General features: G+C 60.7%; 9 protein-coding genes. All 9 read left to right on the forward strand.

The features are described from left to right. Positions 1-602 precede the first annotated feature (602 nt). A complete protein-coding gene (locus J1N02_RS08845) occupies positions 603-2006 on the forward strand; it encodes a polynucleotide adenylyltransferase PcnB (protein WP_027605381.1) in 1404 nt (467 codons plus the stop codon). A gap of 2 nt (positions 2007-2008) precedes the next feature. Beyond that, positions 2009-2506, forward strand: a complete 498-nt coding sequence (folK, locus tag J1N02_RS08850) for a 2-amino-4-hydroxy-6-hydroxymethyldihydropteridine diphosphokinase (protein WP_027605380.1) — start codon at positions 2009-2011, stop codon at positions 2504-2506. Between the two features lie 213 nt (positions 2507-2719). After that, on the forward strand, positions 2720-3520 hold the full coding sequence (gene panB / locus J1N02_RS08855; RefSeq protein WP_027605379.1) for a 3-methyl-2-oxobutanoate hydroxymethyltransferase: 801 nt from the start codon (positions 2720-2722) through the stop codon (positions 3518-3520). After that, positions 3517-4368, forward strand: a complete 852-nt coding sequence (gene panC / locus J1N02_RS08860) for a pantoate--beta-alanine ligase (protein WP_027605378.1) — start codon at positions 3517-3519, stop codon at positions 4366-4368. Before panB ends, panC begins: the two co-directional genes overlap by 4 nt. A 223-nt stretch (positions 4369-4591) precedes the next feature. Further along, positions 4592-6256: a glucose-6-phosphate isomerase gene (gene pgi, locus J1N02_RS08865; protein WP_027605377.1), complete on the forward strand. Its 1665-nt coding sequence runs from the start codon at positions 4592-4594 to the stop codon at positions 6254-6256. Positions 6257-6361: 105 nt separating this feature from the next. Next, entirely contained in the window at positions 6362-8299 is a 1938-nt protein-coding gene (gene acs / locus J1N02_RS08870; RefSeq protein WP_421147286.1) for an acetate--CoA ligase, read from the forward strand. A gap of 15 nt (positions 8300-8314) precedes the next feature. Further along, positions 8315-9184: an oxygenase MpaB family protein gene (locus tag J1N02_RS08875; protein WP_421147287.1), complete on the forward strand. Its 870-nt coding sequence runs from the start codon at positions 8315-8317 to the stop codon at positions 9182-9184. A 67-nt stretch (positions 9185-9251) separates the two neighbouring features. Beyond that, on the forward strand, positions 9252-10268 hold the full coding sequence (locus J1N02_RS08880; RefSeq protein ID WP_098480916.1) for a class I SAM-dependent rRNA methyltransferase: 1017 nt from the start codon (positions 9252-9254) through the stop codon (positions 10266-10268). 87 nt (positions 10269-10355) lie between these two features. Further along, positions 10356-13289, forward strand: coding sequence for a DUF748 domain-containing protein (locus tag J1N02_RS08885; RefSeq protein ID WP_421147288.1), 2934 nt, complete (start codon positions 10356-10358; stop codon positions 13287-13289). The last annotated feature ends 107 nt before the right edge of the window (positions 13290-13396 follow it).

Below are 13396 nucleotides of genomic sequence, written 5' to 3' on the forward strand. Positions count from 1 at the left end.
CCGGCTTTTTTTCGCCCTTCAAAAACCAAAAACCACCTCAACCCCCCGGTTTTGCTGGGCGACGCAAAAGTTGGCACGCACCCTGCTATATGCTTAGTACAAAAACAATAACAAGCTTTGTACAAGACAATAAAAATAAGACGAATCGACTCACGCATAACAAAAACAACACGGCGGAGGCGCAGCTAACTGATTCTTTTGGAGAGGCGTTGCATTTGGGGCTTGCCCCGCAACCAGGCCGAGAACAACAAAAACTGCCCTAAGGCAGAGCCTGAACTGGTTGGATCGTAGATCAGCAACACAGCGACCAAAGCAATCCGTTTGCTCTTGACTCCCGATTGGGAGTGTCATGAAGGTGAAGCTTCATGGCGAGGGCGATCAACAAAAACAAGAAGCCCGAAATCAATAATAAAAATAGAGCACGCAACTACTTCTGGGGGAGCTTCGGCTCCCCTTGTAGTTTCCGGGATTTGACGATTTAAGGCTTATGGCGCAACGCCGAAGCTTGTTCCTACACCATCCCCTGACTAAATGCTAGAATCCCCGCCCATCATGCGGTCATTCTTCGTTATGGCCGAACATTCCTTCAAACAGTGCATCCCATGCTGAAGAAGTTGTTCCAGTCATTCCGTTCTCCCTTGCGTCGTACGCAACACAAACGCAGCACGCCTGAAGTGCTCAACAGCAGCCAGCATTCGTTGCAGCGCGCTCAATTCAGCCGTTATGCGGTGAATATCGTCGAACGGTTGCAGAACGCCGGTTACCAGGCCTACTTGGTGGGCGGTTGCGTACGCGACATGCTGCTCAATATCACGCCTAAGGATTTCGACGTCGCCACCAGTGCCACGCCTGAGCAAGTGCGTGCCGAGTTTCGCAATGCGCGAATCATCGGTCGCCGCTTCAAGCTGGTGCATATCCATTTTGGTCGCGAAATCATCGAGGTCGCGACCTTCCGTGCCGGCCACCCGCAAAACGATGAAGAGGAAGATACCAATCAGTCTTCCCGCAACGAGAGCGGGCGTATCCTGCGCGACAACGTCTACGGCACCCTGGAAGAAGACGCGCAGCGCCGCGACTTCACCATCAATGCCCTCTATTACGATCCGGTCAGCGAACGCATCCTCGATTACGCCAATGGCGTACACGACATCCGCAATAACCTGATCCGCCTGATCGGCGACCCGACGCAGCGCTATCAGGAAGACCCGGTGCGCATGCTGCGGGCCGTGCGCTTCGCCGCCAAGCTCAACTTCGGCATCGAAAAGCACACCGCCGCACCGATACGCGAGCTGGCACCGATGCTGCGGGAAATCCCGTCCGCGCGTCTGTTCGAAGAAGTGCTCAAGCTGTTCCTCTCCGGCTACGCCGCCGACACCTTCGAAATGCTGGTCGACCTGCAGTTGTTCGACCCACTGTTTCCGGCCAGCGCCGAAGCACTGGAGTACAACCCGACTTATACCCACACGCTGATCAGCGAAGCCTTGATCAATACCGACCTGCGCATCAAGCAGAACAAACCGGTCACGCCGGCGTTCCTGTTTGCCGCCCTGTTGTGGCCGGCCCTGCCCAAGCGCGTACTGCGTCTGCAGGAGCGTGGCATGCCGCCGATCCCGGCCATGCAGGAAGCCGCTCACGAGCTGATCGCCGAACAGTGCCAGCGCATTGCTATCCCGAAACGTTTCACGATGCCGATCCGCGAGATCTGGGACATGCAGGAACGCCTGCCGCGCCGCAGCGGCAAGCGAGCCGACCTGCTGCTGGACAACCCGCGCTTCCGTGCCGGCTACGACTTCCTGCTGCTGCGCGAAAGCGCCGGTGAGCAGACCGACGGCCTGGGCGAATGGTGGACCGACTATCAGGATGCCAATGACAGCCAACGCCGCGATATGATTCGCGACCTCGGCAGCAAGGGTGATGGCGAAGGCGCAGGGCCGAAGAAGCGTCGTCGCAGCGGCACCAAGCGTAAACGCAGTGCGGCCGATGCCTCGGGCGCCGCGGGCGAATAAACGTGGAACGCATCTACATCGGCATGGGCAGCAACCTGGCTGCCCCGGATCAACAATTGCGCAGCGCTGTCGAGGCGTTGGCACAATTGCCAGACACTTGCGTCGCCGGCGTTTCCGCCTTTTACCAAAGTGATTCGCTGCTACCGGGCCAACCGCGCTACACCAACGCGGTTGCCGCCCTAGACAGCCGCCTTGCGCCACTTGACCTGCTGGATGCGCTGCAAGCCATCGAAAACGATCAGGGCCGCGAGCGCCTGGAGCGTTGGGGCCCTCGCACCCTTGACCTGGACATTCTGCTGTTTGGCGATCGCCTGATCGACGAACCGCGCCTGAAGGTGCCCCATTACCAGATGCACCTGCGTGCGTTTGTGTTGTACCCATTGGCCGAACTGGCGCCTGCCGCATTGCAATTGCCGGATGGAAAGCGCCTCAGTGCCCTGCTTGAAGCCTGCCCGTTTGTCGGCCTGGAACGGCTCCCCGTTGCTGAATCGCGTCAGTAACAGCGGTAACACCGCCATCGTAACAATGCGGTAACACATCCAATTGACTTCCCGTGTCCTCCTCACGACTATAGGCGTCCCGCTGCCGCCAACCCGGCGCTGAAGGGCGCAATCCAGGCCTTATAAGCACTGCTCTCAAGACGGTGCGCCTGAATAACGAAGACTCACGCGCGTAACTCGCTGTTTCCAAGCGCCTGAACGAGGACCCTTTTCATGCCAGACATTACCCTGACCACCTTGCAGAGCCTCAAGCTCAAAGGTGAAAAAATCACCATGCTGACCTGCTATGACGCCACCTTCGCCCACGCCTGCTGCCAGGCCGGGGTTGAAGTGTTACTGGTAGGCGACTCCCTGGGCATGGTCCTTCAAGGGAATGACAGCACCCTGCCCGTCACCACCGATGAACTGGCCTACCACACCTCCAGCGTCAAGCGCGGCAACGACGGCGCATTCATCATCGCCGACCTGCCGTTCATGGACTACGCCACCGTCGAACAGACCTTCCTGAACGCCGGCAAACTGATGCGTGCCGGTGCACACATGATCAAGGTGGAGGGCGCCGTGTGGCTCGCCGAGTCGATTCGCCTGCTGGCTGAGCGCGGCGTGCCGGTCTGTGCACATATGGGCCTGACGCCACAGTCCGTGAACATCCTCGGCGGCTACAAGGTCCAAGGCCGCAACGAAGCCCAGGCGCGCCAGATGCGTGCCGATGCCATCGCCCTGGAGCAGGCGGGCGTTGCGATGATCCTGCTCGAATGCGTGCCCAGCGAACTCGCAGCAGAAATCACCCAGGCCGTTAAAGTGCCGGTGATCGGTATTGGCGCGGGCTCGGCCACCGACGGCCAGGTGCTGGTGCTGCACGACATGCTCGGCCTGTCGATTACCGGCCGCGTGCCGAAGTTCGTGAAGAACTTCATGACCGGCCAGGACAGCATCCACGCGGCATTGAGTGCTTACGTCGCCGAAGTCAAAGGCGTGACCTTCCCAGGCGCCGAACACGGATTCTCTGCATGAACACCGTAAAAACCGTACGTGAACTCAGAGCCGCCGTCGCCCACGCCCGCAAGGCCGGCAAACGCATCGGCTTCGTGCCCACCATGGGTAACCTGCACAGCGGCCATGCCAGCCTGGTCAGCAAGGCTGTGCAGCAGGCGGACTTTGTCGTGGCGAGTATTTTCGTCAACCCGCTGCAATTTGGCGCCGGCGAAGACCTGGACAAGTACCCTCGCACCCTGGCCGCCGATCAGGAAAAGCTCCTACAGGCAGGCTGCAACCTGCTGTTCGCGCCGACCGTCGAGGAGATGTACCCCGGCGGCATGACCGGCCAGACCCGCGTCAGCGTCCCGCAATTGTCCGAAGGCTTGTGCGGCGCCAGCCGTCCCGGGCATTTCGAAGGCGTGGCGACCGTGGTCAGCAAACTGTTCAACATGGTCCAGCCGGACATGGCTGTATTTGGCCAGAAGGACTACCAGCAACTGGCCGTGATTCGTGCCATGGTCCATGACCTGAACATGCCGATCCAGATCATTGGCGAGCCCACCGTGCGCGCCGATGATGGCTTGGCACTGTCCTCGCGCAACGGTTTTCTCAGCGAAGAACAACGTGCGATCGCGCCGGTGCTGTACCGCAGCCTCAGCCAGATTGCCGCAGCCATCAAAAGCGGTGATCACGACTTCGCCAGGCTGCGTGCCGAACAGGTGCAGCAGATCGAGGCTGCCGGGTTGCGCCTGGATTACCTCGAAGTGCGCCAGGGCGTGCACCTGCGGGCCGCTACGGCGGAGGATCGGGATATTGTGATTCTGGTGGCGGCCTTTCTAGGCACGACCCGCCTGATCGACAACCTGCATCTGACCCTCGACTGACCTCTCTGAACACCCCGCCGATTGCCCTGATCGCTGTGCCGGTATAAAAAAGTACCGGCCACAGCGCAGACAAAGCCAAGACATATCGACACGCTAGGTTTAATGTAATCGCCCTGCGCTATGGTTAGCGCTGTCTGGAACCCAATCCTTGAGATAAGACTGGATGTTCCGGGCTTTGAAGTGTCCTAAAGGCAGTCCCCGTAATAAAAGGAAACCCGCAGCGATGGCGTACTACCGCACCCCTCATGACGTTACCGCTCTGCCCGCCTGGCAAGCGCTCAATCAACATCGCCAAGCCATGCAGGATTTCAGCATGCGCGAAGCGTTCAATGCCGATCCCCAGCGCTTTTCCCAGTTCACCTTGAGCAGCTGCGGACTTTTCCTCGATTACTCGAAAAACCTGATCACCGGCGAAACCCGCGACCTGCTGGTGGGCCTTGCCAACGAAGTGGGCCTTAAAGACGCAATCAACTCGCTGTATGCGGGCGAGCCGGTCAACTCCTCCGAAGGCCGCCCTGCCCTGCACACCGCCCTGCGCCGCCCGGTGGGCGACAAGCTGTCGGTCAACGGCGTGAACATCATGCCGGACGTGCATAAGGTGCTGAACCAGATCACCGACCTGGTCGGCCGCATCCACGACGGCCTGTGGCGTGGCTACACCGAGAAGCCAATCACCGACGTGGTGAACATCGGCATCGGCGGCTCGTTCCTCGGCCCGGAGCTGGTCTCTGAAGCGCTGTTGTCCTACGCCCACAAAGGCGTGCGCTGCCACTACCTGGCGAACATCGATGGCAGCGAATTCCATGAGCTGACCATGAAGCTGCGCGCCGAGACCACGCTGTTTATCGTCTCGTCGAAATCCTTCAACACCCTGGAAACCCTGAAAAACGCCCAGGCCGCCCGCGCCTGGTACCTGGCCCAGGGTGGCTCGGAAGCCGAGCTGTACCGCCACTTTATCGCCGTGTCGAGCAACAACGCGGCCGCCGTGGCCTTCGGTATCCGCGAAGAAAACATCTTCCCGATGTGGGACTGGGTGGGCGGCCGTTATTCGTTGTGGTCGGCCATCGGCCTGCCAATCGCCCTGGCCATCGGCATGTCCAACTTCAAGGAACTGCTGTCCGGTGCCTACACCATGGACCAGCATTTCCAGAACGCACCGTTCGAACAGAACATGCCGGTGCTGCTGGGCCTGCTGGGCGTGTGGTACGGCAACTTCTGGGGTGCGCAGAGCCATGCGATCCTGCCATACGACCACTACCTGCGTAACATCACCAAGCACTTGCAGCAGCTGGACATGGAATCCAACGGCAAGAGCGTGCGCCAGGACGGCAAACCAGTGTCCACCGACACAGGCCCGGTGATCTGGGGCGGCGTCGGCTGCAACGGCCAACATGCTTATCACCAATTGCTGCACCAGGGCACCCAACTGATCCCGGCCGACTTCATCGTGCCGATCGTCAGCTTCAACCCGGTGTCCGACCACCATCAATGGCTTTACGCCAACTGCCTGTCCCAAAGCCAGGCACTGATGCTCGGCAAGACCCGCAGCGAAGCCGAAGCCGAGCTGCGCGACAAGGGCATCCCGGAAGACGACGTGCAGAAGCTGGCACCGCACAAGGTGATCCCGGGCAACCGTCCGAGCAACACGCTCGTGGTTGAACGCATCAGCCCGCGTCGCCTGGGCGCCCTGGTTGCGATGTATGAACATAAAGTGTTCGTGCAAAGCGTGATCTGGGGCATCAACGCCTTCGACCAATGGGGCGTGGAGCTGGGCAAGGAGCTGGGCAAGGGCGTATACAATCGCCTCACCGGCGCCGAAGAAACCTTGGCCGAAGACGCGTCGACCCAGGGTCTGATCAACTACTTCCGCGGCCGTCACCGCGGCTGATGCAGGCACCGCAAGGCCAACGTCCGTTTGGACGTTGGCCTTGAACCCTCTCCATACAGGGTGCATCTTTATGACTTGTCGCAAAAACAAGAATAAGGATCGCTCATGTTCGATATCAGCACGTTTCCCACCGCCGATGCCGTCCGCCGGGCTGCGCAACTCAGTCAAGAGGACTACCAGCGCCTCTATCGCCAATCCATCGAACAGCCGGACACGTTCTGGGCCGAACAGGCCAAGGGCTTTCTCGACTGGATAACACCGTGGCACACCGTCCAGCAGTCAGACATCCAGACCGGTGCCGCCCAGTGGTTTGCCGGTGGCCAGTTGAACGTCAGCTACAACTGCATCGACCGTCACCTGGCGCAACGCGCCGATAAGCCGGCCTTCATCTGGGAAGGTGACGATCCTGCAAAATCTTCCAAAATCACCTACCGCCAACTGCACCAAAACGTCTGCCGCCTGGCCAATGTGCTGAAAAGCCGTGGCGTGAAAAAAGGCGACCGGGTGTGTATCTACATGCCGATGATCCCGGAAGCGGCCTACGCCATGCTGGCTTGCACACGGATTGGCGCGGTGCACTCGGTGGTATTTGGCGGGTTCTCACCGGACGCCCTGCGTGACCGCATCCTGGACGCCGACTGCCGCACCGTGATCACAGCCGATGAAGGCCTGCGCGGTGGTAAGCCGGTGGCTTTGAAACAGAATGTCGACAAGGCCCTGGCCAGTTGCCCCGACGTCAGCACGGTGCTGGTGGTACAGCGCACCGGCGCCCCAGTGAACTGGAGCGAAGGCCGCGACCTCAAGTATCAACAGGCCCTGGATGCAGCGAGCGACCATTGCCCTCCAGAACCGATGGACGCCGAAGCCCCGCTGTTTATCCTCTACACCTCCGGCAGCACCGGCAAACCCAAGGGCGTGCTGCACACCACGGGCGGCTACCTGCTCCAGGCGGCAATGACCTTCAAGTACGTACTCGATTACCGCGACGGTGAGGTGTTCTGGTGCACCGCCGACGTGGGTTGGGTCACCGGCCATAGTTACATCGTGTACGGGCCGCTGGCCAATGGCGCGACCTCGCTGATGTTCGAAGGTGTGCCGAGCTACCCGGACAGTTCGCGCTTCTGGCAGGTCATCGATAAACACCAGGTGAATATCTTCTATACCGCCCCCACCGCCTTGCGCGCGTTGATGCGCGAGGGTCACGCCCCGCTGCAGACGACCTCCCGCGCCAGCCTGCGCCTGCTGGGCAGCGTGGGCGAACCGATCAACCCGGAAGCCTGGGACTGGTACTTCAACGCGGTGGGCGAACAGCGTTGCCCCATTGTCGATACCTGGTGGCAGACCGAGACCGGCGGCATCATGCTCAGCCCGCTGGTCAGCGCCCAGCGGATCAAACCGGGTTGCGCCACCCAGCCGATGTTTGGCGTGCAGCCCGTGCTGCTGGATGAACAAGGCAAGGTCATCAGCGGTGCCGGCAGCGGCGTACTGGCGATCAAGGCCAGTTGGCCGGGGCAGATTCGCAGCGTCTACGGCGACCCGCAGCGCATGGTCGACACCTATTTCAAACCCTACCCCGGTTACTATTTCACCGGTGACGGCGCGCGCCGCGATGAGGACGGTGACTACTGGATCACCGGGCGTATCGACGATGTGATCAACGTATCCGGCCACCGTATCGGCACCGCCGAGGTAGAAAGTGCGTTGGTACTGCATGACCAGGTGGCCGAGGCTGCCGTGGTGGGCTACCCCCACGATGTCAAAGGCCAGGGCATCTACGCCTTTGTCACCCCCATGAATGGCGTCGAACCCAGCGAGGCGCTGAAAAAACACCTGCTGGAACTGGTCAGCAAGGAAATCGGCAGCTTTGCCAAGCCGGAACTGATCCAATGGGCACCGGCCTTGCCGAAAACCCGATCCGGCAAGATCATGCGCCGGATTTTGCGCAAGATCGCCTGCAATGAACTGGACAGCCTGGGTGACACCTCGACCCTGGCCGACCCCAGCGTCGTCGACGGCCTGATCGACAAACGCCTGAACCGCTAGGAAACCCGAGTCGCCATGGAATTTATCCGCAGCCGTATCGAAACCCAGTTGATGAGCCTCACCGGCTTGTCACTGGGCCAACTGGATCTGGAAAACCCCAAGGGCGATCCGGGCCTGTTCGGGCCGGAGTCGGTCAGTTGGCAAGTCCATGGTGACTTCAGCAGCATGCTTATCGGCGGCATCAGCGCCTTGATGCTGCAAGCCTTGCACCCATTGGCCCTGGCCGGCGTGTGGGACCATTCGAATTTTCGCCAGGACATGCTTGGGCGCCTGCGCCGTACCTCGCAGTTTATTTCCGGTACCACGTTCGGCGCGCGCAAAGACGCCGACTGGCTGATCGAAAAAGTGCGCACCATTCACCTGCAGGTGGTGGGCCATGCCCCGGACGGGAGGCCTTACGCGGCCAGCGATCCAGCGCTGCTGACCTGGGTGCATGTGGCGGAGGTGAGCAACTTTCTTGCTGCCCACTTGCGCTATCGCAACCCGCACCTCTGCGGCCGTGATCAGGACCGTTACTACAACGAGATCGCCGTCGTCGCAGAACGGCTCGGCGCGCAGGATGTGCCGCATTCACGCCAGGAAATTTCCGATTACCTTGAGAGCATCCGCCCGCAATTGCTGTGCGACGAGCGCAGCCGCGAAGTGCTGCGCCTGTTGCTGAACGCGCCCTCCCCCAGCCTGTTGGCCAAGCCTTTTGGTGCCTTGATGATGCAAGCCGGGATCGACCTGCTGCCGGACTGGGCCAGCACCCTGCTCGATCAGCACCAGAGCCCCCTGCAACGCCAGATGATCCGCGCCGGGGTCAAGCGCAGCGCACCGTTGTTGCGCTGGGCGATGCGCAATGGTTCGGTGCAGCGTGCACACCGGCGGATGGGGTTGATGTAGGCGACGCGCCATAGCTGCTAAACTCCGCGCCCTCATTGCCCCCATTTACCTAAGCAAGGCGCGCTCCATGTCTCCCTTGAATCAGGCGCTGCGCGCCGCCCTCGATCATCGCCAGGATCTGATCAGCGAACTGCACGCCCAGGGCACCGACTGCTATCGGCTGTTCCATGGCAGCCAGGAAGGCGCCGGCGGCCTGACCATCGACCGCTATGGCCCGCAGTTACTGGTGCAAAGCTTCCATCAGTCGTTGGAAACCGCCGACCTGCTGGAGCTGCACCAACTGATCAACCAGTACATGGGCCTGGAGTTGCTGCTGGTCTACAACGACCGCTCCCGCGGCAACTCGCGGGTCGATCGCGAAGATTCGGTATACCGCGCCGAACCTGCCGCGCTGGAAGACCTGGTCGGCCACGAATGGGGCCTCAATTACCGTGTCCGTGGGCGCCACGCCGGCCAGGACCCACTGCTGTTCCTCGACCTGCGCAATACCCGCGGCTGGGTCAAGGACCACAGCGCCGGCAAAAGCGTACTGAACCTGTTTGCCTACACCTGTGGGGTGGGCCTGAGCGCCGCTGCCGGTGGTGCGCGCGAGGTATGCAACCTGGACTTCGCCGAGGGCAACCTGGCGGTGGGACGTGAAAACGGCCAGCTCAATCCACAGCTTCCCACCATGGAGTTCGTGCAATCGGACTACTTCCCGGCGATTCGCCAACTGGCCGGGCTGCCGATCACCCAGCGTCGCGGGCAGAAACTGCCGAGCTATCCGCGCCTGGAGCAGCGTCAATATGACCTGGTGTTGCTCGACCCGCCGGCCTGGGCCAAGAGTGCCTTCGGTACCGTCGACCTGTTGCGTGACTACCAGAGCCTGCTCAAGCCGGCACTGCTCGCTACAGCAGACAATGGCGTGCTGATCTGCTGTAACAACCTGGCAAAAGTCAGCATGGAGGATTGGCGTGAACAGGTGCTGCGTTGTGCGCAAAAGGCTGGGCGTCCGGTGCGGGACTGGAAAATCATGACGCCCGGCGCGGACTTTCCCTCACAAGATCAACAACCACCGCTGAAGACTCTGATACTTCAACTGTAAGCAGCATCCTAAAGGCCCGGTTCTTCGGAACCGAAAACCCGTGCCATACTCCAAGGCACTCCTGTTTGACATAGATGGCGCCGCCCCATGCCCAAAGGATTGATTCGCGCCGCTGGCGCCTTGTTGACTGCCCTCGCGTTGTACAGCTTGCTGGGCTTTCTGATTTTGCCTGGCATCGCTCTTCGCATTGCCAACCAACAGTTGGCCAATTACGCCACGGTGCCGGCACGCATCGAACGGATCGAACTTAACCCGTTCAGCCTGGAAGTCACGGTATGGGGCTTGAAGATCGGCGAGCCCGGTAAGGAACAGGTAGGTTTCGAACGGCTTTACGCCAACCTGCAGGTCGATAGCCTGTGGACCCGCGCCCTGCACCTGGCGGATGTGCAACTGGACAAGCCCAGGACCGAGTTGTTGTTCGACAAATCAGGCCAGCTGAATCTGGCGCAGTTGTTCAAGCTGCCACCGAGCGAGCCGACCCCGGCAGACCCTGACGCCAAACCGTTCCCGCTGCGTGTCGACAGCATCAAGCTGGCTGGCGGTTATTTGCATTTCCAAGACCTGCGCCCCAGCGAACCCATCGAATTCCTCTACGATACCCTCGACTTCGAGCTGAAGAACCTCAGCACCCTGCCGGAAGACAATGCGGACATGACCTTGGTCGCCGCCGGCCCTGAAGGCGGACAGATCGACTGGAAAGGCAACTTCAGCCTGGTGCCGATCACGTCCGAAGGTACGCTCAAAGTCACCGGCGGCAAGATGAAAGCCTGGTGGCCGTATGTGCGTGACGCCTTACCCCTGGTACTTGAAGACGGCGTGCTCAACTTCAGTACCGAATACAGGTTCAGTCTGGCCAAAGAAACCGAGCTGAACCTGACCAATACCGCCGCCAGCATCGCACCGTTCGCCATCAAGGCCCCGGATGGCCGGCCGTTGGTGCGCCTGGAGCGTTTGGACGTCAGTGAGACCACGGTGGACCTGGCCAAACAGCAGGTGGTGGTGGGCAAGATCCGCAGCAATAAACTCGAGACCTGGGCGGCTCGTGAAGCGGATGGGCAACTGGACTGGCAAAAACTGTTCGCCGGCCAGCCAGGCAAACCGGCCAAGGCGCCGGAGCCTGCGACTGCACCCGCCACGGCCGACTCGCCAAAGCCTGCGCCCGTCGCCCCAAGCAAGCCCTGGCAAGTGCTGCTCAAGGATGTACAGCTGCGCAACTACCAGGTGCACTTGGCCGACCGCCAGGCCAAACCTGCGGTGGCGCTGGAGCTCGGCCCGTTGAACGTCGACGTGCAGAACTTCGACAGCCTCAACCAGAGCCCCTTCACCCTGAAGGTCGACACCGGCCTGGGCAAGCAGGGCAAGATCCAGGCAACCGGCACGGTCAACCTCAACCCGGTCAGCGCCAAGTTGAAGGTCAATACCAAGGACATCGACCTGCGGGTCGCCCAGTCCTATATCAGCCCGTTTATCCGCCTGGAACTGCGCAGTGGCATGCTTGGCAGCGACCTCGACGTGAACCTGAAAAGCACCGATCCCCTGGCGCTGCAGATCACCGGCCGCGCGCAGGTTGACCAATTGCATACCCTCGACACCCTCAAGACCCGCGACTTCCTCAAATGGCAGCGCCTGGTGCTCGAAGGCGTGAACTACCAACACGGCGACAGCCTGTCGATCGACAAGGTCAACCTGCTGCAGCCCTATGCGCGGTTCATGATCAACGATGACCGCACCACCAACGTCGACGACCTGCTGATCCCGCAGCCGGCCGACAGTGGCGCCAAATCGTCAGCCAAACCTGCCGCGAGCAAAGAAAAATCCCTGGGCATCCATATCGGGCAGATTGCGATCAACGACGGTTCGGCCAACTTCGCCGACTTCAGCCTCACCCCCAACTTCGCCACTGCGATCCAACAGCTCAATGGGCAGATCGGCACCATCGACAGTCGCCAGGCCAAGCCGGCGAGCGTTGACATCAAGGGCAAGGTGGACCGTTATGCACCGGTGACCATCAAAGGCAGCGTGAACCCGTTTGACCCGATGGCGGCGCTGGACATCGCCACCAGCTTCAAACGTGTCGAGCTGACCACCCTGACGCCTTACTCGGGCAAGTTCGCCGGTTTCCGCATCCGCAAGGGCCGCCTCAACCTTGACCTGCATTACGTGATCACCAGGGGCCAGTTGAAGGCTGAGAACAAAGTGGTGGTCGAGCAATTGCAACTGGGCGAAAAAGTCGACAGCGCCGATGCCGTGGACTTGCCGATTCGTCTGGCAATCGCCTTGCTCAAGGACAGCGACGGCAAGATCTCCATCGAACTGCCCGTATCCGGTGACCTGAATAACCCGCAATTCAGCGTAATGCCCATTGTGTGGCAAACCCTGCGCAATCTGGTGGTGCGGGCGGCCACTGCGCCGTTCAAGTTTATTGGCGGATTGGTCACCGGAGGCGGAGCGGAGGACTTGGGTAGCGTGTCGTTCGCGGCAGGCTCCAGCGAGTTGAACAAAGATGCCGAAGGCGCTCTCAACACCTTGGCCAAAGCCTTGAAAGAACGCCCTGCCCTACGCCTGGAAATCGAAGGCACGGCCGCAGCCAGCAGCGACGGCCCATTCCTGGCGGCCCAGCGACTGGAGCGGGAATACCAATACAACTACTACAAAATGCTGCAGCGCCGTGGCGAGAAAGTCCCGGCCCAGGCGTCCTTGCTGGAAGTCCCTGAGAGCGAAAAAGCCCCCTTGCTCGAAGGTATTTACCGCACCCGCTTGAAACAGCAGCCTCCGGCTGAATGGAAGGACCTGAGCAGCAGTGACCGCACCGCCAAGTTGAAAGAGAGCGTGATCAAGTTCTGGAGTGGCAGTGACGTGCTGCTGCGCCAGTTGGGCCAGGACCGTGCGAGCACGATCAAGGACTACCTGGTGGATAAAGCCCAGCTGGAGGACGACCGGGTCTACTTCATTGACGCGCAACTGGGCCAGGCAGAAAAAGACGGTCGAGTGATAACGCCGATGCACTTGGACGCCGAGTAGGCGCCGCTGGCGCATTACTTTCCCGCCCCAATAGAACAGGCCCCGACACAGAAGTGCCGGGGCCTGTAATGACCACATCCGTGTGGTCGGTCGCATGAAACTTAGAG

The sequence above is a fragment of the Pseudomonas sp. NFX5 genome, assembly GCF_049132125.1.
In the GTDB taxonomy this organism is placed as follows: Bacteria; Pseudomonadota; Gammaproteobacteria; order Pseudomonadales; family Pseudomonadaceae; genus Aquipseudomonas; species Aquipseudomonas marginalis.